Here is a 24,756-nt window from a genome sequence, read left to right on the forward strand (position 1 = left end):
GCCTCACCCCTCGACCAGCAGGTCACGACGGGCGTTGAGGTAGTCGGCGGCGGTGATCGCCTTGCCGCCCTCACGCTGGACCACGCGCAGGCGCAATGCACCCTGGCCACAGGCGATGTCGATGCCTTCGCGGCTGGCCGCGATCACCGTGCCCGGGGCCTTGCCACGGTTGTCCTCGAGCGCCACCGCTCCATGGATGCGCACGCGCTCCCCGGCCAGGCTCGCCTCGGCGACCGGCCACGGATTGAACGCCCGCACGCGACGCGCCAGCGCGGCGGCGTCCTGGCTCCAGTCCAGCCGCGCCTGCGCCTTGTCCAGCTTGTGCGCGTAGGTGACGCCGGCGTCCGGCTGCGGGCGCGGGATCGGCTTGATGCCGGCGCGCAGCAGGCCCAGCCCATCGGACAGTACCTGCGCACCCAACTGCGCCAGGCGGTCATGCAACTGGCCGCCGGTATCGCTGTCGCTGATCGCGGTGGCCTGGTGCAGCAGCACCGGGCCGGTATCCAGGCCGGCCTCCATCTGCATCAGGCAGACCCCGGTTTCGGCATCCCCGGCCTCGATCGCACGCTGGATCGGCGCGGCACCGCGCCAGCGCGGCAGCAGCGAGGCGTGCACGTTCCAGCAGCCATGGGTCGGGATGGCCAGCACGGCCTTGGGCAGGATCAGCCCGTAGGCCACCACGATCATCAGGTCCGGCTGCAGCGCGCGCAGCTGCGCCTGGGTCTCGGGGGTCTTCAGCGTTTCCGGCTGGAACACCGGGATGCCGCGGGCAATGGCGTCGAGCTTGACCGGCGACGGCATCAACCCGCGACCACGCCCGGCCGGGCGATCGGGCTGGGTGTAGACCGCGACCACTTCATGGTGGCGCGCGGCGGCCCCCAGCGAGGCGACGGCGAACTCCGGCGTACCGGCAAAAACGATTCTCATGGCGTGGCAACTCCCGGAAAGGACGACGGCGCCGAAGGGCGGCGCCGTGCGATGCGGGGGCCGGTCACGGCACCCGCTGGGGGCGACCCGGGCATGCCGGACCGCCGTTCAACTCAGGCAACGTGCTTGCGCTGCTTGGCCAGCTTCTTGCGCACCATCTCGCGCTTGAGCGGCGAGAGGTAGTCGATGAACAGCTTGCCGTCCAGGTGGTCCATCTCGTGCTGGATGCAGGTGGCCAGCAGGCCATCGGCGGCCAGCTCCTGCGGCTTGCCCTCGCGGTCGAGGAAGCGCACGACGATCTCGTCGGCGCGGGTCACGTCGGCGTAGATGCCCGGCACCGACAGGCAGCCTTCCTGGTAGACCCGGCCACCGTCGCTGGCGCTGACGATCTGCGGGTTGATGAACACCATCGGCGCGTTCCGCTCCTCGCTCACGTCGATGACCATGAAGCGCTTGTGCACGTCCACCTGGCTGGCCGCCAGCCCGATGCCGGGGGCTTCGTACATGGTCTGGAACATGTCGTCGAGCAGCTGCTGGAAGACCGGCGTGGTCACCTCGGCGGCCTCGATCAGAGCCGCCTTGGTCCGCAGCCGCGGATCAGGAAATTCGAGAATGGGCAGGAGGGCCATGGGGGGTCACCGAAAAAGGAATGCCGCGCAATCCGGCAAGATGTCCCAATTCTACCGCTTGCGCTTGCCCGCTGCTCCCGTTTCTGCAATATAGTGCGCCAACCTGTTGGGGAATCAGGCATCTCAATCATGCTGAAACACATCCGTACGGTCGCCGCCGTCGCGTTGCTGACCGTTACAACCTATGCCGTGGGCGTGGAACTGAATGGTTCCCATCCCGACACCTATGTGGTGAAGAAGGGCGACACGCTGTGGGACATCTCCGCGCGTTTCCTGAAGAAGCCGTGGCTTTGGCCGGAAATCTGGCAGGCCAATCCCCAGGTCAAGAATCCCCACCTGATCTACCCGGGCGACGTGTTGAGCCTGGCCTACCTAGACCGCGTCACCGCACAGCCGGGGCCGCGTCAGGAAGCGCCGATCAACGCCGTGCCGCTGGCGGACGTGGAACCGTTCCTGAAGAACCTGAACGTCGTCGACAGCTTCAAGGAGCTGCCGTACGTGGTCGGCCTGGAAGACAGCCGCCTGCGCGCCACCACCGGCCAGCAGGCCTACGTGCTGGGCCTGCAGGGCGCCCAGTCCGGCCAGCGCTACATGGTGGTCCGCCCGACCGTGCAGTACGGTCAGCCCAAGCACAGCAGCGACCTCAACCTGCGGGGCGACACCACGGCCGGCATGGGCAACCTCTGGAAGGATTACGCCGCCACCAGTGACCGGGATGAATTCCTGGGCTATGAGCTGGCCAAGGTCAACGTGGGCACGTTGACCCAGGTCGGCGCCGATGCCACCCAGGCCTCGATCCTGCGCCTGGAAGACAGCGGTCGCGAAGTCCGCGCCGGTGACCGCCTGGTCCCGGTGCAGGCCAATCCGTACGACCTGCAGTTCATCCCGCACGCACCGGCCAGCACGCTGGCGCCCGGCCAACTGCGCGTGCTGGCCGTCACCGACACCTTCACCTCGGGCGGCCCGCGCGACGTCATCGCCATTTCCGGCGGCGCCCGTGACGGCATCGACAACGGCACCGTGTTCTCGATCTGGCGCAGTGGCAGGCATGTCAACGACCGCGTGACCGGCATGCCGACCTCGCGCAAGGATGACGCCTTCAACGCCGGTGGCAGCCGCGTGTCGCTGCCGGACGAGTACGCCGCCCACGCCATGGTGTTCCGCACCTTCGACAAGGTCAGCTACGCGCTGATCATGGAAGGCACCAAGCCGGCCCGCGTCGGTTACGAGCTCAAGCATCCGGACGCGCAGTAAGCGCTGCGCCCAATCCTGATGTGATGCAACGACGGCGCCCGAGGGCGCCGTCGCTGTTTTGGCGGCAGGCTGGGGAGATGACCTCTCCCCGTCCCGCGCCGGCCACGCCGGTCGACATCGATGCACTGCTCGCGCTGCTGCTGGCCGGCGGCCCGAGTGCCCCCTTGCGCACGCTGCTCGCCCGCTGCGGCGATGCCGCCGCGGTGTTGTCCGCCGATGCATCGACCTGGCGCGAGGCCGGCTGCACGCCCGAGCAATGCCATGCCCTCCGCCACCCCGATCCCGCCCGGCACGACCGCGCGCGGGCATGGTTGGCGTCCCCCGGCCACCACCTGATCGGCTGGACCTGCCCCGACTACCCGCCGCTGCTGCGTGACAGCCCCCATCCGCCGCTGGCGGTCTTCGTCGACGGCGATCCGAGCGTGCTCTGGCAACCAGCCATCGCCGTGGTCGGCAGCCGCATCCCCAGCGCTGGCGGCCGGGACAATGCCCGCGACTTCGCCACCGCCCTGCTCGGCCATGGCCTGACCATCGCCAGCGGGCTGGCCGCCGGCATCGATGCGGCCGCACACCGCGCCGCACTGGCCCTGCCGGGGCCAACCTATGCCGTGATCGGCACCGGCCCGGACCTGGCCTACCCGCGCCACCACCGGGAACTGCAGGCGCAGGTGGCTCGCCAAGGGGCCGTGCTCAGCGAGTACCCGCCCGGCACCGCCCCGCGCAGCGGCCAGTTCCCCGCCCGCAACCGGCTGCTGGCGGCCCTGGCCCTGGGCACGGTGGTGATCGAAGCGGCCGAGCGTTCCGGCGCGCTGATCACCGCCCGCCTGGCCGCCGAGGCCGGGCGCGAGACCTTCGCCGTGCCCGGTTCCATCCACAACCCAATGGCGCGCGGCTGCCACCGCCTGATCCGTGACGGTGCCACATTGGTGACACACGCCGACGACATTCTTGAAGGCGTGGCCAATATGGCCGGCGAACTGGCCCAAGCCTTGCAAAACCGGCTGTCGACCCCCACCTCAGCTGCGCCGGAGACGCCACGTCCGGCACCCGCCCTGCCGGATCCCGACTACCAGCGCTTGTGGAACGCCCTGGGGTTCGACCCAACCGGTATGGATTTACTGATCGAACGCACTGGATTGACGGCCGCCAGCCTGTCCTCCATGCTGCTGGTCATGGAACTGGAAGGGAGAGTGTCGTCCGAACACGGTCGCTACACCCGCACCTGAGGGTTCCTTCACCTCCACAGCGCCGACTGGCGCAGGCCGAGGGCAATGAAAGAGAGCATCCTGGACGTCCTGCTGTATCTGTTTGAACACTATTTCAGCGAGGATGCCGATCTCATCCGAGACCGCGATTCGCTGCAGAACGGCCTGATCCAGGCCGGTTTCAGCCCCACCGAGATCAACAAGGCCTTCGACTGGCTCGATGCCTTGGCAGAACAGCGCCCGGCCGTGGCCCAGGCCCGGGTGAAGGGGCCGGTGCGCGTTTTCCACGGCCCGGAACTGGACAAGCTGGACGTGGAAGGCCGCGGTTTCCTGCTGTTCCTCGAGCAGCACGGCATCCTGGACGCCGACCAGCGCGAGCTGGTACTGGACCGCGCGATGGCGCTGGACCAGGACGAGCTGGACCTGGACGACCTCAAGTGGGTCGTGCTGATGGTGCTGTTCAACCAGCCGGGCGCCGAAGCGGCCTATGCCTGGATGGAAACCCAGATGTTCGTCGACGAACCCGAACCCCTGCACTGAGCCCAACGGCATGCAGGGACGCATGAGGAGACCCGCGTGAGCCAGTGGTTCTACGCCGAGGGCAACCGCGAACGGCGCGGACCACTGCCAGCGGAAAACATCGTCGAGCTGTTCCGCTCCGGGCGCATCGCCGCCGATACCCTGGTCTGGCGCGAAGGTGCCGAGCACTGGCAACCCCTGCAGGCATTCGCCGCCGAACTGGGGCTGCCGGACGTGTCCGGACCGGCTGTGCCGGTACCGCCGGCCCTGCCCGACCTTCCCGTACCACCCCCGCCGGCGGTACAGCACGTCCACGTCGCGGTTCCCAACCCGCCACCGGCCGCGGTCCGGCAGGGCCTGTCCGGCTGCGCCATCGTCGGCATCATCGTTGCCGTGGTCGGCGTGATCCTGCTGGCCGTCCTTGCCATCCTCGCCGCCATCGCCTATCCCCAGTACCGCGAGTACACCTTGCGCAGCAAGACCTCCATGGTGCAGGCGCAACTGGTCGCCCTGAAGGGGGAAGTGTCAGCCTTCGCCAGCGAGCACGAACGCTGCCCGGTCAACGGCGATGCCGGCTTTGGCAGCCCGGAAAGCTACGAGGACGGCACGATCGCCGAGGTCCGCATCGGCCGCTTCGACGGCGGCCATTGCGGGCTGGAAGCCCGCCTGCAGGCCCCCGGCACGCCGCAACTTGACAGCAAAGCGATCTGGCTCGACTACGATACGCAGACCGCCACCTGGAAATGTCGTTCGGACGTGGCGGACAACTACCTGCCGACCGATTGCCGCAGCTGAGCGGCGCGGCCTGAAACTTTGGGGAATGAGATGAGTGAGTGGTACTACGCTGATGCCCAGCGCGAACGGCACGGGCCGATCGACGCCGATGTGATCCGCAGCAAGTTCAACCAGGGCGAGCTGAACCTTGAGACCCTGGCCTGGCGCGAGGGCATGGCGCAGTGGCAACCGCTGTCGGCCCTGGCCGACGAGCTGCAGCTGCTGGCCCAGGCCAGCCCCGGCATCGACCTGCGCGCGGACTACAGCGCCATCGAGAACGGCACCGCGCCGTTGCCCGCCGCCGCCACGGCCAGCACCGATGGCTACTCGCCCTATTCGGCGCCCCGCAGCACCGTCAGCGGCGGCACGGCACCGGTGCAGGGCGGCGAAGTGGTCTATGCCGGCTTCTGGAAGCGCGTGGCCGCGTACTGCATCGACAGCGTGATCGTGGGCATGGTCGGCGGCGTGATCGCGATGGTGATCGGCATGGTGCTGGGCATCGGCATGGCCGGGCTGGGCGACAGCAACGCCGCCGGCGTCGGCATGATCATGGTGCAGTTGCTGACCAACCTCATTTCGATGGCGATCTCGGCCGCCTACTACGCCGGCTTCCATGCCTCGGCCGGCATGGCCACGCTGGGCAAGATGGCGGTGGGCATCAAGGTGGTGCGCCTCAATGGCGACCGGATGACCCTGGCCCGCGCCATCGGCCGCTACTTCGCCACCATCCTCAGTGCCCTGACCCTGTGCATCGGCTACGTGATGGCCGCCTTCACCGAGCGCAAGCAGGGCCTGCATGACATGATCTGCGACACTCTGGTGGTCGACAAATGGGCCTTCACCGACCATCCGGAATGGCAGCAGCGCGGCCTGGGCACGGTGACCATCGTGATCCTGTCGATCTTCGGCCTGCTGTTGCTGGTGGGCGTGGTGGCGATCATCGCGGTGATCGGCATCGCCGCCTCCAACTTCAGCTGACCGACCCCGGGGCCGCTTGACAAGAGCGGCCCCGGCGTGATTCCACTATAAAGACAAAGCTGAACGCCCGGGCGCCAACCCGGGCGTCGATTTATGCAGATCGGCCACACCGGCTTCACTATCGTGCCGGTTTACGCCACCCTAGCGCCCCCAACCGGGGCGTTCTCCCCCCAAGAAAGTACTGACATGCCCAAGCACCTGCTCATCGTCGAATCGCCGGCCAAGGCCAAGACGATCAACAAATACCTCGGCAAGGACTTCACCGTCCTGGCCTCGTATGGGCATGTGCGTGACCTAGTCCCCAAGGAGGGCGCGGTCGACCCGGACAACGGGTTCGCCATGCGCTACGACCTGATCGAGAAGAACGAGAAGCACGTCGAGGCGATCGCCAAGGCCGCCAAGGGCGCCGACGACATCTTCCTGGCAACCGACCCGGACCGTGAAGGTGAGGCGATCAGCTGGCATATTGCCGAGATCCTCAAGGAACGTGGCCTGTCCGACGGCAAGCCGATGCAGCGCGTGGTGTTCACCGAGATCACTCCGCGCGCCATCAAGGAAGCCATGACCCAGCCGCGCGCCATCGCCGCGGACCTGGTCGATGCGCAGCAGGCACGCCGCGCGCTGGACTACCTGGTCGGCTTCAACCTGTCGCCGGTGCTGTGGCGCAAGGTGCAGCGCGGGCTGTCCGCCGGCCGCGTGCAGAGCCCGGCGCTGCGCATGATCGTCGAGCGCGAGGAGGAAATCGAAGCCTTCATCGCCCGCGAGTACTGGAGCATCGAGGCCGAGTGCGCACATCCCTCGCAGCACTTCAACGCCCGCCTGATCAAGCTGGACGGACAGAAGTTCGAGCAGTTCACCGTCACCGACGGCGACACCGCCGAAGCCGCGCGCCTGCGCATCCAGCAGGCCGCCCAGGGGGCGCTGCACGTCACCGACGTGGCCAGCAAGGAGCGCAAGCGCCGCCCGGCCGCGCCATTCACCACCTCCACCCTGCAGCAGGAAGCCTCGCGCAAGCTCGGCTTCACCACCCGCAAGACCATGCAGGTGGCGCAGAAGCTGTACGAAGGCGTGGCCATCGGCGACGAGGGCACGGTCGGCCTGATCTCGTACATGCGTACCGACTCGGTGAACCTGTCGCAGGACGCGCTGGCCGAGATCCGTGACGTGATCGCCCGCGACTACGGCACCAGTTCGCTGCCGGACAAGCCCAACGTCTACACCACCAAGAGCAAGAACGCCCAGGAAGCGCACGAAGCGGTGCGCCCGACCTCGGCGCTGCGCACCCCGGCGCAGGTCGGCAAGTACCTGACCGACGACGAACGCAAGCTCTACGAACTGATCTGGAAGCGCGCCGTCGCCTGCCAGATGATCCCGGCCACGCTCAACACCGTCAGCGTCGACCTGGCCGCCGGCAGCGAGCACGTGTTCCGCGCCAGCGGCACCACCGTGGTGGTGCCCGGCTTCCTGGCCGTGTACGAGGAAGGCAAGGACAGCAAGAACGCCGAGGACGAGGACGAAGGCCGCAAGCTGCCGGCGATGAAGCCCGGCGACCGCGTGCCGCTGGACCGCATCCTGGCCGAACAGCACTTCACCCAGCCGCCGCCGCGCTACACCGAAGCGGCGCTGGTCAAGGCGCTCGAGGAATACGGCATCGGCCGTCCGTCGACCTACGCCTCGATCATCCAGACCCTGCTGTTCCGCAAGTACACCGAGATGGAAGGCCGCAGCTTCAAGCCGACCGACGTCGGCCGCGCGGTCAGCAAGTTCCTGTCCAGCCACTTCACCCGCTACGTCGATTACGACTTCACCGCCAAGCTCGAGGACGAGCTGGACGCGGTGTCGCGCGGCGAGGAAGAGTGGGTGCCGTTGATGGAACGCTTCTGGGGCCCGTTCAAGGAGCTGGTCAGCGACAAGAGCGAATCGCTGGACCGCACCGACGCCGGCAGCGCCCGCGTGCTCGGCGTGGACCCGGTCAGCGGCAAGGATGTCAGCGCGCGTATCGGCCGCTTCGGCCCGATGGTGCAGATCGGCACCGTCGATGACGAGGAAAAGCCCAAGTTCGCCTCGCTGCAGCCGGGCCAGAGCATCTATTCGATCTCGCTGGAAGAGGCGTTGAAGCTGTTTGACATGCCGCGCAAGCTCGGCGCCGACGCCAACGGCGAGGAAGTGAGCGTGGGCATCGGCCGCTTCGGCCCGTTCGCCAAGCGCGGCAGCACCTATGCCTCGCTGAAGAAGGAAGACGACCCGTACAAGATCGACCTGGCCCGTGCCGTCTTCCTGATCGAGGAGAAGGAAGAGATCGCGCGCAACCGCATCATCAAGGAGTTCGAGGGCTCGGACATCCAGGTACTGAACGGTCGCTTCGGCCCGTACATCAGCGACGGCAAGCTCAACGGCAAGATCCCGAAGGACCGCGAGCCGGCCTCGTTGACCCTGGCCGAAGTGCAGCAGCTGATGGCCGAAACCGGCAAGCCGGTGCGCAAGGGCTTTGGTGCCAAGAAGGCCGCCACCAAGAAGGCGGCGGCAAAGAAGGCCACCGTCAAGAAAGAAGCCGCGCCGAAGAAGGCCGCTGCCGGCAAGGCGCCGGCAAAGAAGGCTGCGACCAAGAAGACGGCCACCAAGAAGGCGGTCAAGAAAGCCGTCGCCAAGAAGACCGTGAAGAAGGCTGCCGCCGACGACGCGCCGCCGTTCTGAGGGCGACTACCCCCTGCCGCGCCGGCAGGAGGATAATCGTCCGCTCCCGTGTCAGGCCGCCTTCGGGCGGCCTGCTGCATTTGAAGCCCACGCAGCCCGCGCCGGGTTGGATGCCATCGCCATGATTGAACTTGATCTGCACAACGTCGTCCCGGTCCTGCAGGCCGGTGGCGTGATCACCTACCCGACCGAAGCGGTGTGGGGGCTGGGCTGCGACCCCGGCAACGCGCAGGCGGTGTTGAAGCTGCTGTCACTCAAACAGCGTCCGGTCGAGAAGGGCATGATCCTGGTCGCCGCCGACCCGGCGCAGCTGGAAGGCTGGGTGCAGCTGGATGCCTTGGCCGCTGAACGCCGCCAGGCGGTACTGGACAGCTGGCCCGGTGCCAATACCTGGATCGTCCCGGCCGGCCCGCGCGCGCCGCGCTGGATCACCGGCGCCCACACCGGCATCGCGGTGCGGGTCAGCGCCCACCCGCTGGTGCAGGCGCTGTGCACCGCCTGGGGCGGGCCGCTGGTATCGACCAGCGCCAACCTGGCCGGCGAACCGCCGGCACGCAGCCGCGAGCAGCTGGACCCGGCCCTGCTCCAGCACCTGGACGGCCTGCTCGACGGCGCCACCGGCGGCCTGGCCCAACCGACCCGCATCCGCGTGGCCGCCACCGGCGACGTCCTGCGCGATTGAGGCACGCAGGAGCGCCCTCGGGCGCGAAGCCGACAACGGCGACCTCCTTCTTCACGCATCACCGGGCGGCCGGCAATCCCGCGATGGACACGGCACCGGCTTCGCTCCCAAGGGCGCTCCTGCCGGGGGCATGTGCGTGGCACCATGTCGGCATGCGCGCCTGCCTGCTCCTGCTGGTTCCCCTGCTCCTGCTGCCCTCGCCGGCATGGGCGGTGGACCCGCCACCGAGCGATGGCGTGCGCATCTACCGCTGCGTGGGCGCCAATGGCGCGGTCTCGCTGCAGGATGCCCCGTGCACGCAGGCGCACCGGCAGCAGGTGCTGGACATGGTCCGGCCCAAGGATCCCCCACCACGCCCGGCCAGCCCGACTCCCCCACCCGCCCCGGTGGTCGAGCGCGAAGTGCGGGTGGTGACCGTGCAGCCGCCACAACCGATGTACGAATGCGTCACCGCCGAAGGCGAGCGCTATACCAGCGACAGCGCGGAGGGAAACCCGCGCTGGGTGCCGACCTGGACCTACGGCTACCTGCCGCATGGGCACGGTCCGCGCCCTCCCGGTGGTCACCCGCATCCGGGAGGCATCCCGGCTCGCCCGGGCGTGATCATCCCCGGCGACTCGGTGCTGGTGCGCGACAGCTGCCATGCACTGCCGCAACAGGAAGTCTGCGCACGCCTGCGTGACAGCCGCTGGGACCTGGTCCGCCGCTACAACAGCGCGCTGCAGAGCGAGCGCCAGCGGCTGGTGCGCGAGCAGCGCGGCATCGAGGCACGCCTCAACCAGGACTGCGGGGGCTGGTGATGCGCTGGAGCCTGGCCATGTTGCTGTGCCTGGCGCTGCCGGCCGCCGCCGGAGACGTGGTGTTCTACCGCTGCACCGATGCGAGCGGTGCACTCACGGTGCAGAACATGCCCTGTCCCAAGGGCACGCAGCAGAGCACGCGGGTGATGCAGGCGGTGGGCACGCCGCCACCGATGCCTGTACCCGCCGCGGCACCGATGCCTGCGGCCTCCCAGGCCGTGCAGGCCGGCCCGGCCCCCGTCGAGCGTTTGTACGCCGCCCCCGAAGAGCCTGCCGCACCAGCGCCGGCTGCGGTGCCGGCCGAGCCGTTGCCGCCGCTGTTTGAATGCAAGCCACGTGGCGGCGAGGCGTACCTGAGCGAAACACCGGAACCCCCGGCGCGCTGCGTGGCGATGCAGGTCACCGGCCTGGACGGCAACCCGCGCACCGGCGCCGGTGAAGCCTGCGAAGTCCTGCGCGACAGTTGCACGCCGGTCGATCCCGCGCGGCATTGCGCGATGTGGCGCCAGCGTGTGCACGAGGCCAGGAGCGCCTCGAACTTCACCGGCCTGGCGCAGGCCGAGGCACGCCGCCGCGAATACGAACGCCTGCAGGCGCGGTTCGATGCCAGCGATTGCGCCGCTCAGAACCCGTAACGCAGGAAGCCGCCATCCACGGCGATGCACTCGCCGGTGATGTAGCTCGAGGCCGGCAGGCACAGGAAGCCCACCGCCGCGGCGACTTCCTCCGGCTCACCGATGCGCCGCATCGGGGTGCGCGCGATCACCTCGTCGTAGTAGTCCGGGTCGGACAGCGGGCCGGAAGTACGGCGCGTGCGGATGTACCACGGCGCCACCGAGTTCACCCGGATGCCGTCCTCGGCCCACTCGCAGGCCAGGTTGCGGGTCATCTGCTGCATCGCCGCCTTGGTCATGCCGTAGACCACGCCGCTGCGCACGTGGGTGATGCCCGACACGCTGCCGACGTTGACGATGGCCGAGGACGCATGCCGGGTCAGCAACGGGTAGGCAGTGCGCGAGAGCTCGAAGGCAGAGAACAGGTTGTTCTCGAAGATGCCGCGCCATTCGTCCTCGGTGTAGTCGTTGGCCGGCCGGCTGATGTTGCCACCGGCGTTGTTGACCAGCAGGTTCAGGCCGTCGCAATGGTCTTCGACCCAGTCGAGGATGGCATGGCGGTCCTCCTCGTCGGACACGTCGGCCGACAACCCGTGGATCCCGCGTTCGGGGAAGGCATCGGCCAGTTCATCACGCGCGGTTTCCAGCGCATCGGCATCACGGCCGACGATCAGCACGTCGGCACCGAAACCCAGCAGCTCACGGGCGATCGCCAGGCCGATGCCGGCACTGGCACCGGTCACCAGTGCGGTCTGTCCATCCAGTCGCCAACGCTGCGGGTTCATTGCGCTTCCTCTTGCTTGCTTGCGGCGCCACGGAAGGACGCTGCGGGGGGATGCGGCTAGGATAGCGGCCACAGCCCCGCGGAGCATGCCGATGAAATTTCTTTCCTGCCTGATGCTGCTGTCCCTGGTGACGCTGGCCGGTTGCGGCAAGCCGCAGCCACCGGAGACCGAGCGCCGCCCGGATCCCCAGGCCACGGCGATGCGCGATGCCATGGCCAAGCCGCTGGAAGAGGCCAAGGCGGCGCAGGCCGCGACCGAGCAGGCGACCAAGGCGCAGGATGCGGCATTGGATGCCGCCACCGGGGATGCCTCGCCGCAGTAAGTCGTGCGGGGCGCGCAGTGAAGCGCCCCTCCCCTTCGCTGCGTGAAAGGACGAGGGCAACGCGGGGCCGCCCTGCAAGCCGCCACGAACCCGACTCCTCAAACGAACAACGCCGCCCCTCGGGCGGCGTTGTTCGATCCATCGCGGCGTTAGGGCTTACAAGCCGCAGAAGCAATAGGCCAGCGACTTCACCGGGGCACCGTTGCGATCCTTGACCGCGTCCTCGACGAAACGCAGCTGGGTGTCCAGTTCCGGCATCTGCCGGGCCAGCATCATCCGCGCGATGCCGGAGTCGGCCAGCATCCACGCACCGGCGCGGCTGCCGGCGAAACCGGTCATGAACTGCGCGAACGGCGTGGCGCCCTTCTCGATGTAACGCACGCGGTACGCGTCGCCTTCACCCAGCTTGGCGCGGTTGGCGGCATCGGCGACGGCGGCCTTCAGGCCACCGAAGGCATCGACCAGGCCGCGCTCCTTGGCCTGTGCACCGCTCCACACGCGGCCACGCGCCACTTCGTCAACGGCCTCGACCGGCTTGTTGCGCGCCTGGGCGACCTTGCCGGTGAAATCGGCGTAGCCCTTGTTGATCACCGACTGGATCACCTGCCCCACGGCCGGGTCCATCGGACGGGTCACGTCGAACGCACCGGCGAAACGGGTGGTGCCCACGCCATCGGTGTGCACGCCGATCTTGTCCAGGCTGCGCGCGAAGTTGGGGATCATGCCGAAGATGCCGATCGAGCCGGTGATGGTCGATTCGTCGGCGTAGATGCGGTCGGCGTTCATGCTGATCCAGTAACCACCGGAGGCCGCCATGTCGCCCATGGACACCACCACCGGCTTGCCGGCGGCCTTGAGCGCTTCCACTTCGCGGCGGATCTGCTCGGAGGCGAACACCTCGCCACCCGGCGAATCCACGCGCAGCACCACCGCCTTCACGTCGTCGTCGTCGCGCGCCTCGCGCAGCAGCGCCGAGGTCGACACGCCGCCGATGCGGCCGGCCGGCAGGTCGCCGCCGGCGATCTCGCCCTCGGCCACCACCACCGCCACCTGCGGACGCGAATCCACCGGCGAACGACGGGCGTCAACCTGGGTCAGGTAGTCGCTCAGGCCGATCTGGCGGAAGCCACCTTCGGCATCGCTGTCGGCGGCGCCACGCTCGGCCAGCAGCGCATCGACTTCCTCGCGCGTCTTCAGGCCATCGACCAGCTTCTGCTGCAGGGCGAAGCGGGCCAGGTCGCCTTCGACGGCGGCGATGCCTTCGGGCAGCGTATCGATGCCGGCCGCCAGCTGCGCCGGGTCGAGCTTGCGCGCCTTGGCGATGTCGGCCAGGTAGCGCTGCCACACGTCGCTCATCCAGAACAGGTCCGCTTCCTTGGCCTGCGGCGAGGCCGCGTCCAGCACGTACGGCTCGGCGGCGGACTTGTACTCGCCCACCTTGAACAGGTGCACGTCCACGCCCAGCTTTTCCTGCAGGCCGGTACGGAAGTACTGGCGGTAGCGACCGAGGCCTTCCAGCAGCAGGCTGCCCATCGGGTCGAGGTAGACCTCGTCGGCCTGCGCGGCCAGCAGGTACTGCGACTGGCTCAGGTTCTCGCTGAAGGCCACGACCTGCTTGTTGGCCGCGCGCAGGTCCTGCAGCGCGTGGGTGACCTCGCGCATGGAGGCGAAGCCGCTGGGCTGGAGCTTGTCCAGGTTCAGCACCACGCGCTCGATCTTCTTGTCGTCCCTGGCCGCTTCGATGGCGCGGATCAGGTCGCGCAGCTGCAGTTCCTCGGCGTTGCTTTCCCCCAGCGCCTTGGCCAGCGCGCGGCTGACCGGGTCGGTGCTGTACTGCTCGACCAGCCGGCCTTCCGGCGCGATCACCAGCGTGGTGCGGTCCTGCAGCACCTTCGCCGAGGAGGCGCCCTTGCCCAGGATCACCATGAACATCATCAGCGCCAGGAACAGCAGGCCGAAGAACAGCAGGTTGAGGATCAACCGGCGGGTGAAATTCATTACATCCCACAGACCCACGAAGAAGCTGGCGATGGGATTGCGACGCGGCAGGGGGGGAGGGGAGGACATGGACGCTCCGGAAGGGGCTGGTTGCAAGGCAGGATAACCACTACCGGCAAGGCCGGCATGGCCTTTAAGTCAGGGTGAAGCCTGGAGAATCAAGCGCCGGCTGCTCACCCGCAGGCGCCAGCCGAGCAGTATCGCGGCCACCGTCAGGCCCATGATCAGGCCCACCCACATGCCCTGCGGTCCCCAGCCCAGGCCCAGGCCGAAGCCCGCGCCCAGCGGCATGCCGATGCCCCAGTAGGCCAACATGGCAATGAACATCGGCACGCGGGTGTCCTTGAGCCCGCGCAGCGCGCCGGCCGACAGCACCTGGATGCCATCCGGGATCTGGAAGGTCGCCGCGTACAGCAGCAGCGTCGATGCCAGTGCCGCCACCGCCAGGTCGTCGGTGTACAGGCGCACCACCGCGTTGTGGCCGAGCAGCAACGCGGTGATGGAGACCAGCTGGGTCACCATCACGATCGCGTAGCCGGCCCAGGTGGCGCGGCGCACGCCCAGCGGGTCGTTGCTGCCGACCGCGTGGCCCACGCGCACGGTGGTGGCCTCGGCCACGCCCATCGGGATCATGAAGCACAGCTGGGCGACGTTGATCGCGATCTGGTGGGCACTGGCTTCCACCGCGCCGATGCGGCCGATCAGCAGCGCGGTGATGATGAACAAGCCGCCTTCCATCAGCACGGTGATGCCGATCGGCAGGCCGGTGCGCAGCAGGTCCCAGATGGCGGCCAGGCGCGGCAGCTCAAAGTGCGTGAACAGCCCCAGGTGCGCGAACCGCCGGGTGACGGCCAGGTAGGTGGCAAAGGCCAGCGCCTGCACCCACATGGTCACCGACGAGGCGATACCCAGGCCGGCGGCGCCCATTTCCGGGAAGCCGAACCGGCCGTTGCACAGCGCATAACCCAGCGGCCCCAGCACCAGCAGGCCACCGAAGCCGATCAGCATGGTCGGCAAGGTCCAATGCATGCCTTCGCTCAGGTAGCGCATGCAGAAGTACAGCGTCAGCGCCGGCACGCCCCAGCGGATGGCATGCAGGAAGTCGGTCGCGCCCGGGACGATCTCCGGGGCGATGCCGAAGGCCGGCAGGAACGCCGGCACCACACTCAGGAACAGGAACATCAGCGCGCTCAGGCCCACGCCCAGCCACAGCGCCTGGCGGAACAGCGGCCCAATCTCGCGCTCGCGGCCAGCGCCGTGCAGCTGCGAGACCGACGCGGTCAACGAGATCAGGGTGCCGATCGGCACCAGCATCGGCAGCCACAGCAACGCCGTGCCGATGCTGACCGCGGCGAACGTGTCGGTGCCGTGGTGGCCGGCGATGGTGTTGTCGACGAAGGAGATCAGACCGGTGGAAACGTGGCCAAGCACCAGCGGCAAGGCGAGCAGACCGGTCGTCCGCACTTCATGCGAGAAGCGCGGCGTAGCGGGAGAACTGGACATAAAGCAGAAGACGCGGACTGCGGCCGGCGCAGGGAGTGCGCGGATGCCGGGTCGCGGAGTGTGCGTATTCTAGCGTGGTGATGGCGTCATGACCCTGCCCGGGGCATGAATGCTCTGTCCCGCCGACTGCTCAATGGCCAACCTTCTCGCGCAGCCACGCCGCGCGCTGGGCCGGCGCCACCGCCAGCAGCGCCTCGCGCAGCGCGGCCCGGTCCTGCGGTGGGGTGCGCAGCGAGATCAGGCTCAGCTGCTCCAGGCTGTCGGCATCGAGCTGCTCCAGCAGGCTGAGCATCGGCTCGCGCTGCGCTGCCGGCAGGTAACCCAGCAGCGGCTGCAGGCGCGCATAGGCCGCGCCCAGGCGCGGGCCGAGCAGCCAGCCTTCGCGGTGCATCTGGTCCATGCCGGCAAAACGCGCCTGCAGTGCCTGCCGCTCCGCGGCCGGCATGGCCACCAAGGCGGCGCCGGCGCGGCGCACGCGCAGCTTCTCGGCGTCCGGCAAGGCCTGCCAGGCGGCGTAGCGGGCGCGCAGGTCGCGCTTCTGCTGGGGGGTCATCGACGCCCATGCCGGCTGCGCCGAGGGCGCGCTGGCCGGTGCCGGCTGTGGCACCCCGGGCAGGCCGTTGGGTGTCGTCGCGCTCGCGGCACCGGCCAGGGCCAGCAGCACGCCGCAGGCACGCAGGCGATCAGTTCTCCGCATCGACCGTCTCCAATGCCGCGCCGGCCGGCTCCGGCCGGCTCGGCTGCGGTTGAGATTCGTCCACCGGCAATGGCCCGCCGGCGGCGTACCAGGCCAGGAAGTCGGCCTCGCTGGCCACCGCCAGGTCGGGATCGGCCAGCATCGCGGCGTCACCGGCGGCATGCGGGTCCTGGCCAGGACCGGCCGGGGTGCTGCTGTCAGGCAACGCTTCCACCTGCACCGGGTCCTCGCTGGCCAGCCCGGAGGGCGGATCGACCGCACCGCCGAAATGGGAACGCCACCACCACAGCGCCACGGCGACCAGCAACAGCAGCGGCAGGCACAGCAGCAGCCAGGTCACCAGGCTCCACGGCGCGCGCGCGCGGCGGCGCGGCGACGGACGGCGGTCTTCGGCCTTGGCCGGTTCGGCCTTGGCAACCGCCGGCCGGGCCGGCAGCACGCCGCTGATCACCGACTCGCGCAGTTGTTCCAGTTGGCGCACGCGCGGCTGCGACAGGTCGCGGATCTGTACCTGCACCTGTTCGGCCAGGGCGCGCCAGCCGGCCGCATCCGGGTTGCCGCCGGCGTCGAGCGGACAGGCCGCCGCCAGCGCCCGGCGATAGGCCGAAGCGTCCACGCCGAGCACGGCCGAGGCCATTTCCTCGTCCAGCCCGGCGCCGATCCGCAGCAGCAAGGCCAACCGTTCGGCCGGGGCCAGGGTCTGCAGGTGGCCCAGCGGGCCTTCCCAGTAACCACTGGCCGGCGGGTTGAGCAGCTGCGGGGTGCTGCACAGCAGGCCCCAGAAGCGGGCCGGCCATTCGGCCATCTGCAGCGCGGCGGCCGGGCCGACGAAGGCGCGCATGGCAACCGCCACCGCGCGTTCGGCCAGGCCGGAGTCACCGGTCTGCAGTTCGGAAACGACCAGCGCACGCCGCTCCACCCCCCGCAGGAACGCGGAAAGGGCATTGGCTGCGGCCGGGGAAAGAGGGGCTGGTGCAGCCATCACGTGAACTCCGTCATGCCCGGAATGATACCCAGAGCGCCCCGCACTGCCGATCCGCTGCACATACGCTTCACGGGCGTTGCGCATGGCGTGCCGCAACTTGTGCACAGCGTCAAGACGCGGTAACAGTCGCCGTGTCCAGCGCTCGCCGCGCTTGCATTTCGTTTTTGTTTCACGGCTAAGCCATTGATTTTCATTGAATAAACAATGTGGCGATTTTTTGTCCAAGTTGACCCTGAGGCTTGAACCATCGCCCAAAGCGCGTGGAGCACAACGCTCACCCACAGAGTTATCCACAGCAAATGTGGATAAGCCGAAATCCTCAATCGGGGCGAGCGTTTACATGCCATTTATGGATCCGCGCACAACAAACCGACGCAAGTGAACGGCCGCGGCGCGATGGTCTGCTGCGGCTACACTTCCCGCCATGCCTGCCTGCCCCACCCTGCGCATCGCCCTGCCGGTGCCGTTGCCGCATCTGTTCGACTACCTTCCGCCCGATGGCAGCCCCGCTCCGGTGGAGGGCGACATCGGCCGGCGGCTGCGCGTACCGTTCGGGCCGCGCGAACTGGTGGGGGTGGTCGAGGGCATCGGCCAGGTGGACGACCCGGCACCGCTGCGGGCCGCACTGGAATGGCTCGACCCCACCCCGCTGCTGGCCGGCGAGCTGGCAGCCTCGCTGCTGTGGCTGGCCCGCTACACCCACGCACCAGTGGGTGAAGTGATCGCCACCGCGCTGCCGGCGCCCCTGCGCCGCGGCGAACCGCTGCCCGCTACCCATGGCTGGGCGTGGCAGCTGACCGAGGCCGGGCGCACCGGGCTGTCCCGCCTGCGCGCCGGCACCCGCCCGCAGCGCCTGGCCCAGGTGCTGCAGGACGGCGCGGTCAACGAGGACCGCCTCGACGACCTGCTCGAGGACTGGCGCAGCGCCGCCCGCGCGCTGGCCAAGCGTGACTTCGCCCATCGCATCGAGGTGCCAGCGCAGGTGCCGGTACCGCACCTGCATCCCGGGCCGGTCCCGAACCCGCAGCAGCAACTGGCCATCGATGCCATCGCCGCGGCGCCCGGCTTCCAGCCGTTCCTGCTCGACGGCGTCACCGGCAGCGGCAAGACCGAGGTCTACCTGCAGGCGATCAGCCGCTGCCTGGAACAGGGCCGTCAAGCGCTGGTACTGGTGCCGGAAATCGGCCTGACCCCGCAGATGCTGGCGCGCTTCCGCAAGCGACTGGGCATCCCGGTGCATGCGCTGCATTCGGGCCTGAACGACAACGAGCGTGCGCGGGTCTGGGCGGCAGCCTCACGCGGCGAGGCGCGGGTGATCGTCGGCACGCGCTCGGCGGTGTTCATCCCGTTGCCGCAGCCGGGCCTGATCGTCATCGACGAGGAGCACGATGGCAGCTACAAGCAGCAGGACGGCATCCGTTACCACGCCCGTGATTTCGCGCTGGTGCGTGGCAAGGCATTGGACGTGCCGGTGGTGCTGGGCAGTGCCACGCCCTCGTTGGAATCGCTGCACAACGCGCGCAGCGGACGTTACACGCACCTGCGCCTGAAGCAGCGCGCCGGCGACGCCAAGCCACCGGGCGTGCGCATCTACGACGTGCGCAAGCGGCCACTGCAGGATGGCCTCTCGCCCGAAGTGCTGGCCGGCATCGGCCAGCACCTGCAGGCCGGCAACCAGGTGCTGGTGTTCAAGAACCGCCGCGGCTATGCACCGGTGCTGCTCTGCCATGACTGTGGCTGGACCGCGCCCTGCAAGCGCTGCAGCACGCCCCTGCACAGCACGCCGATGACCGTGCACGGCGCGGGCCGACGGCTGCAGTGCCACCACTGCGGCGCGCGCCAACCGGTGCCGCTGGCCTGCCCGGACTGCGGCAGCTTGGCCCTGCAGCCGCAGGGCATCGGCACCGAGCGGCTGGAAGAACGCCTGCTGCAGCTGTTCCCCGAGTACCCGGTGCTGCGCATCGACCGTGGTACCACCGCGCGACGCGACGCGCTGGAGCAGACCCTGGCCACGCTGGGCGAGCAGCCCGGCATCCTGGTCGGCACGCAGATCCTGGCCAAGGGCCACGACCTGCCCAAGCTGACCCTGGTGGTGGTGGTCGGCATCGATGAAGGCCTGTTCTCGGCCGACTTCCGCGCCAGCGAGAAGCTGGCCCAGCAGCTGATCCAGGTCGCCGGCCGCGCCGGCCGCGCCGACCGCCCCGGCGAGGTCTGGCTGCAGACCCACCACCCGGACAATGCGCTGCTGCACACGCTGGTCAACGGCGGCTACCACGCCTTCGCCGAAGCCGAGCTGGTGCAACGCGAGGCTGCGAGCTTTCCACCGTTCGCGCACCTGGCATTGCTGCGCGCCGAGGCCAAGCAGGTGGAACAGGCCAATGCCTTCCTGGCCGCGGTGAAGCAGTTGGTCCCCACCGAGAGCGTCGTCGAGCGTTATGGCCCGATGCCGGCACCGATGCCGCGGCGGGCGGGATTCCAGCGCACCCAGTTGCTGCTGTCAGCCACGCAGCGGCGGCCCCTGCATGGCCTGCTGGATGGGCTGATGCCACAGGTGTATGCGTTGCCGCAGGCGCGGCGCGTGCGCTGGTCGCTGGATGTCGACCCGATGGACCTGTACTGACGTGGCAGCGTTCAACCGCCAATGGAGGACGCCGCGGCGGCCTCCATGCGGGTGATCACCGAGGCGAACGCCTGCTGCTGCGCGATCACCGTGCGCCAGGCATCCCGGTTCGCATCGCGCTCGATGCAGCGCCGCAGGTCCGGGTCGTGGACCAGCCATGCACCTGCAACCGGCCCCGCGGCGGGCCAGCGGATCGGGCTGCACGCGCGCCACGCGTTGTTCTGCCGGCCCGGCGCGCCCTCGGCACGACGTGCCTGGACCATGCACCTGAAAGTGTTCATGACGCCCCCGCATCGCTGGCGCGGATCGAACGACCTACAGATCCACGCCGAAGCCGATACCGCCTGATTTCTCGCTGCCACTGAATGCGCCCCCCAGCGAGAACGAGCCGCGCGCACCGAGCTTGCGGCCGTAGCCGATCGACAGGGCCTTCTCGCTGCCCTGGAAACCCGCGCCGACCGAAACGCGCCCGCCATTGCTCTGCGAACCCGCCGCATTCACCGCCATGTTGAGCATCGCGCTGCTCATCGCGCCCATCCGGTCGATGCGACGGTCCTGGCGGGTGAAGCGGTCATCCATCTCCCGCCGCAACCCGTCGAACTGCAGGTCCACGGCCTCGAAACGGCTGTCGGTATAGCTGTTCGCGGCGGCGACGGCCTGGCTGGCGGTGCCATCGGCGTAGCTGCGGGCCGACTGCAGCGTGGTGGCATCACCGCTGTCGGCATGCGCCTTGGCCGAGGACAGCACGTTGGCGTCGGCGGTGGCCATGTCCGTGCGGATCGCGGCTTCACGGTTGTCGGTATGACCGTTGGCCGCCGCCAGGGTGGCTGCATCACCGCTGTCGGCATGCGCCTTGGCCGAGGACAGCACGTTGGCGTCGGCGGTGGCCATGTCCGTGCGGATCGCGGCTTCACGGGTATCGGTGTAATTCCCGGCCGCGTCGATGGCGGCCGCATCCCCCGCATCCATCTGCCCCTTGTTGACTGCATGGTCGGCGGCGGTGCCATCGGCCACGCCCGCCACCTGGGTCCCCCCCGATGTTCCCCCCGAACCCGAGCCGGAGCCGGAGCCGCCGTCAAGCGTCAGCGAGGCCTTGCTGGCGTCGTCGTAGTACACCGCCAGGTCCGCGCGGCCCTTGATCGCGGTGAGCTGGGTATCGATGGCCGACAGCGCGGCACCGACATTGCCGTAGCTGTTGCCCTGGACGGCGAAGGTCGGCGCGGTGAACACGCCGCCGCTGTAAGCGGCCCCACCGCCCAGCCAGGCCGCGACCCCACCCAGGTTCGCATTCAACGACGTGCCCAGCGCGGTGAGCTGGCCCACATTGGCGGCATCGGTGGCGGCAACGCCGGCGGCAACGTTGACGACGCGCCGTTGCTGGCTGGCCGAACCGACCGACACCACGTTGGCCAGGCCGGCATCGGTGCTGCCCGCCCCCAGTGCAACTGAACTGCCGCCCGTTGCCTTGGCATTCCTGCCGATGGCCACGTTGTTGTCCGTACCTGCGGTGCCAGACGTGCCCTTGAAGCCACAACAGCCTTCCTTGCCATCGCCGCCGTTGCCCGCCTCGCTGCCATCGCCCAGAGCGATGTTGTAGTTTCCGCCGGCACCACCATCTCCGCCGGTGCCGCCGGCACTGCCGTCGCCGGCCTTACCGCCATTGCCGGCGCTGCTGCCGGCACCAAAGGCGAGGTTGTAGCCTCCACCGCTGCCACCCACCCCACCGCTCCCACCGGCCGTCCCGTTGGCACCTTGCCCGCCCATGCCGACCGAGCTGCCCTTGCCGATCGCCATGTTGCCCGTCGCATTTCCCAAGCCGCCGGCCGAACTGGAGTAACCGAGCTGGTATGGCCCAGACGCACCGTCACCGCCCACCCGACTGCCGTCCAGGCAGGCCAGGGCACCGGTACTTGCATCCTGAGTGCAGGGGGCCGTTGGCGTGGTTCCACCGACCACTTCGGCTGCATCAGCAGGCAGCGATGGGAACAAGATGAGCAGGCCGGCGACCGCCAGTGCCGCGGCTACTCGATCAGCCTTTGAAATGACACGGCCGCGCATGATGGTGTCCCCCGATTCAACAAGGGGCAAACCCTATCGCCATCGTTGCAGGATCAGCATCCACGAAATCAGGTACGCAGGTGTCCTTAGGACGCGGATCAACGGGCGAGGTCGAGCTCCAGCTGTACGCGGGTTCCGTTCCGGTCATCGGCCGGACCCACCTGCAGGTCACCGCCCATGCGCCTGGCCCGCAGCTGCATGCTGGCCATGCCGGCGCCGCCCACTGCCCTGCCTGGGACGGTCGCCGGCAGGCCGATGCCGTCGTCGTCGATCTGCAGCTGCAGCCGGTCACCGTCCCGTCGCAGGGTGATGTCCACCCGTGTCGCACGGGCATGCTTGAACGCGTTGGTCAGGGCTTCCTGCATCAGCCGCAGCAGGTCCAGGCTGCGTGAGGCGCCCAGTTCCACCCCGCGCAGGTCCTGCAGGTGCCAGTAGGTATCGATGCCGCCGGCTTCCAGCAGGGTGCTGGCGCGGTGCCGCAAGGGCACCAGCATCTCGGCCAGGTCGGCATGCTCGCGTGCGGTGCTGTCGATCACCAGGCGCAGGTCGTCGCGCATCTCGCGCAGCAGTTCGATCACCTTGGAACGCGGCATCTCCTGCGGGGCCTGCTCCAACCGCGCGATCGCCCCGACCAGGGTGCCGCCGAAACCATCGTGCAGGTCGCGCACCAACTGCAGACGCTCGCCGGCGCGGCTGTGCGCCAGCTCCAGCGCATGCTGCGCGTTCAGGGTTTCCGACAGCTGGGACGTGGCCTGCTGTACTTCATGGCGCAGCTCGGCGTTGAACCCTTCCACGCGTTTCATCGTGTTGGCGAAACGGTAGGCCAGCACGAAGCCCATGCCCAGCAGCATCAACGGCGAGGTGAAGGATCCCAGGTAACTGACCCCGCCGTACCAGCCCATGTACACGCCCAGGTCGTGCAGCGACACCAGGATCGGCAGGACGATGCACAAGGCCAGCACCTGCGCGTCACGACGGCCACTGCGCAGCGCATAGCCCATGAAGGTGAACGACACCACGTACAGGAAGGCGATGAGCGGCACCAGGTAGAGGTTGCGGTGCGGCCCCATCCACTGCGGCCACAGCAGCGCCGCCGCCATCGCCACCGCCGCCAGGCCCATCAGCACGCGCTCGAAGCGTGGCCAGCGTCGCTCGCTGAAGCGCAGCAGGAACACGGTGTGCGCCGCCGCAGCCACCACGTAGCAACCAGCGATGAAGGCCTGCCAGCCATCGGTGGTGGAAAACGGCCACGGGCTGGTGGCCACGAAGTTGGTGTCGTACATGCGCCCGAACACCGCGCTCAGCGCATACCAGCCGTACATCGCCTCCTTGCGCCGCAGCAGCCAGAACAGGCCGATCACGCCGGCCAGCACGAAGCCGATGGCGGTATCGAGCAGCTGCAGGTCATGCCGCACGCGTACTTCCTGCCGGTAGCGTGCCTGCAGCACGGCGGCATCACCCACGTCGACCACGCCGAACGATGGCTGGTACGCCGCCCGCCCCGACACCCGCACCAGCAGTTCGTTCTCACCCTGCCGCAGCAATGGCGACTGCAGCAGGTAGTAGCGCGGCACATGCCAGCTGCGCGACAACGGTTCGACCAGCGACGGATCGCGGTCGATCAGGCTGCCGTTGAGGTAGACCGCCGCGGCCAGGCAGGTGTAGTCCAGCAGCAGGCCGGTGGGTTCGCCGGCATCGCCCTGCTGCCAGCGCAGCCGGTACCAGACCACGCCGTCGTGGTCGGGCCAGCGCGCCTGCCATTGGTCGGCCAGGGTCACCGGCTCCCACCCCTGCAACGGTGGCGCCTGCGCCTCCCAGCCGCTGCGCACCGCTTCGGCCTGCACGATGCGCGCCACCGCCGGCGGAGCGGCCAGCGCGCCCCCCATCACCAGCAGCAACAGCAGGCCCAGCAGCCCGCGGATCATGGCAGCAGCCCGAGCACGCGCGCCTCGAACACCGCCGCGGTGCGCGAACCGACGGCCAGCTTGCGGTAGATGTTGCGGGTATGCGCCTCGATGGTCAGGCGCGACAGGCTGAGCAGCTCGGCGATCTCGCGGTTGCCGTAGCCCTGCGCGACCAGCCCGAGGATGCCCAGCTCGCGTTCAGACAGCGGCACGCTGGCCGCCGGAGCAGGTGCCGTGGGTGTCGCCGCGGGCACGAAGGCAAGGATGCGCCGGGCGATCATCGGGTCGATCGGTGCGCCGCCACGCTGCAGGCTGCGCAACGCCACGCGCAGCTCGATGTCATCGCGGTCCTTGAGCAGGTAGCCCACCGCACCGGCACGCAGCGCGGCGAAGATCGCCTCTTCCTCGGCGAACGCGGACACGATCACCGCCTGCGCCTGCGTGACCTGCTGCTGCATCCACGCGATCAGATCGGTGCCGGTGCCGTCGGGCAGCTGCATGTCCACCAACGCCAGCGCGAAGGATTCGCGCTGCAGCAGGTCGCGGGCATCGGCAAGGTTGGCGGCGGTCCGGAGCCGCACCGGCTGCGGGTCCAGCAGTTCGGCCACGAGCCGTGCCAGCCGCGCCAGCGACGCCGCGTCATCATCGACAATCAGGATGGAAGACAACTCCATCAGCGCCCGCCTCGCTCCCCGTTGCGGTGGAGTTTAGCGCGCTCTTACGGCAAGTCTCGTGCCTGCCCGGATGAATGAGCGCGCCCTCCACCCCCTCCCCCGCAGGCGGGAGAGGGGCTTTGAGCAGAAAGCCG

Annotated in this window: 22 protein-coding genes; 11 read left to right on the forward strand and 11 right to left on the reverse strand. The window is 69.0% G+C overall.

Translation table 11 applies throughout. From position 1 onward, the window contains the following. Nucleotides 1–3: 3 nt before the first annotated feature. Together fmt and def are read right to left on the reverse strand one after the other, a co-directional pair. A complete protein-coding gene (fmt, locus tag AC06FE_RS14950) occupies nucleotides 4–927 on the reverse strand; it encodes a methionyl-tRNA formyltransferase (protein WP_478073489.1) in 924 nt (307 codons plus the stop codon). Between the two features lie 113 nt (nucleotides 928–1,040). Next, entirely contained in the window at nucleotides 1,041–1,556 is a 516-nt protein-coding gene (gene def / locus AC06FE_RS14955) for a peptide deformylase (RefSeq protein ID WP_132865861.1), read from the reverse strand. A gap of 129 nt (nucleotides 1,557–1,685) precedes the next feature. Here def and AC06FE_RS14960 point away from each other — a divergent pair, with 129 nt between their 5' ends. The 9 genes from AC06FE_RS14960 to AC06FE_RS15000 all read left to right on the forward strand — a co-directional run bounded on the left by AC06FE_RS14960 (nucleotide 1,686) and on the right by AC06FE_RS15000 (nucleotide 11,097). Then, entirely contained in the window at nucleotides 1,686–2,810 is a 1,125-nt protein-coding gene (locus tag AC06FE_RS14960) for a LysM peptidoglycan-binding domain-containing protein (RefSeq protein WP_132865862.1), read from the forward strand. Nucleotides 2,811–2,887: 77 nt separating this feature from the next. Then, a complete protein-coding gene (gene dprA / locus AC06FE_RS14965; protein ID WP_192287831.1) occupies nucleotides 2,888–4,036 on the forward strand; it encodes a DNA-processing protein DprA in 1,149 nt (382 codons plus the stop codon). A 45-nt stretch (nucleotides 4,037–4,081) separates the two neighbouring features. Further along, a complete protein-coding gene (locus AC06FE_RS14970; protein ID WP_132865864.1) occupies nucleotides 4,082–4,555 on the forward strand; it encodes a DUF494 family protein in 474 nt (157 codons plus the stop codon). A gap of 36 nt (nucleotides 4,556–4,591) precedes the next feature. Continuing rightward, nucleotides 4,592–5,329: a GYF domain-containing protein gene (locus AC06FE_RS14975; protein ID WP_192287832.1), complete on the forward strand. Its 738-nt coding sequence runs from the start codon at nucleotides 4,592–4,594 to the stop codon at nucleotides 5,327–5,329. Nucleotides 5,330–5,359: 30 nt separating this feature from the next. Next, nucleotides 5,360–6,286, forward strand: a complete 927-nt coding sequence (locus tag AC06FE_RS14980; protein ID WP_478073490.1) for an RDD family protein — start codon at nucleotides 5,360–5,362, stop codon at nucleotides 6,284–6,286. 186 nt (nucleotides 6,287–6,472) lie between these two features. Then, the gene (locus tag AC06FE_RS14985; RefSeq protein WP_192287833.1) at nucleotides 6,473–8,980 is read left to right on the forward strand and encodes a DNA topoisomerase I; all 2,508 of its coding nucleotides are present in this window, start codon (nucleotides 6,473–6,475) and stop codon (nucleotides 8,978–8,980) included. Between the two features lie 121 nt (nucleotides 8,981–9,101). Further along, nucleotides 9,102–9,662 carry an L-threonylcarbamoyladenylate synthase type 1 TsaC gene (gene tsaC, locus AC06FE_RS14990; RefSeq protein WP_132865868.1) on the forward strand — a complete coding sequence of 187 codons (561 nt, stop codon included), beginning with the start codon at nucleotides 9,102–9,104 and terminating at the stop codon, nucleotides 9,660–9,662. A gap of 152 nt (nucleotides 9,663–9,814) precedes the next feature. Further along, nucleotides 9,815–10,462: a DUF4124 domain-containing protein gene (locus tag AC06FE_RS14995; RefSeq protein ID WP_478073491.1), complete on the forward strand. Its 648-nt coding sequence runs from the start codon at nucleotides 9,815–9,817 to the stop codon at nucleotides 10,460–10,462. 17 nt (nucleotides 10,463–10,479) lie between these two features. Continuing rightward, a complete protein-coding gene (locus tag AC06FE_RS15000) occupies nucleotides 10,480–11,097 on the forward strand; it encodes a DUF4124 domain-containing protein (protein ID WP_478073492.1) in 618 nt (205 codons plus the stop codon). Here AC06FE_RS15000 and AC06FE_RS15005 read toward each other — a convergent pair. After that, nucleotides 11,085–11,861, reverse strand: coding sequence for an SDR family oxidoreductase (locus AC06FE_RS15005; protein WP_192287837.1), 777 nt, complete (start codon nucleotides 11,859–11,861; stop codon nucleotides 11,085–11,087). The two genes, AC06FE_RS15000 and AC06FE_RS15005, sit on opposite strands and share 13 nt — an antisense overlap. Before the next feature lie 91 nt (nucleotides 11,862–11,952). On the opposite strand from AC06FE_RS15005, the gene AC06FE_RS15010 reads away from it, so the two are divergent. After that, nucleotides 11,953–12,183: a hypothetical protein gene (locus AC06FE_RS15010; protein ID WP_313252476.1), complete on the forward strand. Its 231-nt coding sequence runs from the start codon at nucleotides 11,953–11,955 to the stop codon at nucleotides 12,181–12,183. A 156-nt stretch (nucleotides 12,184–12,339) separates the two neighbouring features. Here AC06FE_RS15010 and sppA read toward each other — a convergent pair whose 3' ends face one another. The 4 genes from sppA to AC06FE_RS15030 form a co-directional block, all read right to left on the reverse strand. Next, nucleotides 12,340–14,250, reverse strand: a complete 1,911-nt coding sequence (gene sppA, locus AC06FE_RS15015; protein ID WP_478073493.1) for a signal peptide peptidase SppA — start codon at nucleotides 14,248–14,250, stop codon at nucleotides 12,340–12,342. 69 nt (nucleotides 14,251–14,319) lie between these two features. After that, nucleotides 14,320–15,684 (reverse strand): MATE family efflux transporter, encoded by a 1,365-nt coding sequence (locus AC06FE_RS15020; RefSeq protein WP_192287840.1) that lies wholly within the window; start codon nucleotides 15,682–15,684, stop codon nucleotides 14,320–14,322. Between the two features lie 130 nt (nucleotides 15,685–15,814). Continuing rightward, nucleotides 15,815–16,381 (reverse strand): DUF3106 domain-containing protein, encoded by a 567-nt coding sequence (locus AC06FE_RS15025; protein ID WP_478073494.1) that lies wholly within the window; start codon nucleotides 16,379–16,381, stop codon nucleotides 15,815–15,817. Continuing rightward, nucleotides 16,368–17,363, reverse strand: coding sequence for a hypothetical protein (locus tag AC06FE_RS15030; protein WP_478073495.1), 996 nt, complete (start codon nucleotides 17,361–17,363; stop codon nucleotides 16,368–16,370). Before AC06FE_RS15030 ends, AC06FE_RS15025 begins: the two co-directional genes overlap by 14 nt. Before the next feature lie 427 nt (nucleotides 17,364–17,790). Here AC06FE_RS15030 and AC06FE_RS15035 point away from each other — a divergent pair, with 427 nt between their 5' ends. Then, nucleotides 17,791–19,986, forward strand: a complete 2,196-nt coding sequence (locus tag AC06FE_RS15035) for a primosomal protein N' (protein ID WP_478073496.1) — start codon at nucleotides 17,791–17,793, stop codon at nucleotides 19,984–19,986. A gap of 11 nt (nucleotides 19,987–19,997) precedes the next feature. Here the strand turns inward: AC06FE_RS15035 and AC06FE_RS15040 are convergent, their stop codons facing one another. From AC06FE_RS15040 to AC06FE_RS15055, 4 genes are all read right to left on the reverse strand, one after another. Next, the gene (locus AC06FE_RS15040) at nucleotides 19,998–20,267 is read right to left on the reverse strand and encodes a hypothetical protein (protein WP_478073497.1); all 270 of its coding nucleotides are present in this window, start codon (nucleotides 20,265–20,267) and stop codon (nucleotides 19,998–20,000) included. Between the two features lie 34 nt (nucleotides 20,268–20,301). Continuing rightward, the gene (locus AC06FE_RS15045; protein ID WP_478073498.1) at nucleotides 20,302–21,780 is read right to left on the reverse strand and encodes a hypothetical protein; all 1,479 of its coding nucleotides are present in this window, start codon (nucleotides 21,778–21,780) and stop codon (nucleotides 20,302–20,304) included. Nucleotides 21,781–22,142: 362 nt separating this feature from the next. Beyond that, nucleotides 22,143–23,969, reverse strand: a complete 1,827-nt coding sequence (locus AC06FE_RS15050) for a sensor histidine kinase (protein ID WP_478073499.1) — start codon at nucleotides 23,967–23,969, stop codon at nucleotides 22,143–22,145. Beyond that, a complete protein-coding gene (locus tag AC06FE_RS15055) occupies nucleotides 23,966–24,622 on the reverse strand; it encodes a response regulator (protein ID WP_478073500.1) in 657 nt (218 codons plus the stop codon). Before AC06FE_RS15055 ends, AC06FE_RS15050 begins: the two co-directional genes overlap by 4 nt. Nucleotides 24,623–24,756: the final 134 nt, after the last annotated feature.

It is taken from the genome of Stenotrophomonas sp. Steno-C18, from assembly GCF_056393195.1.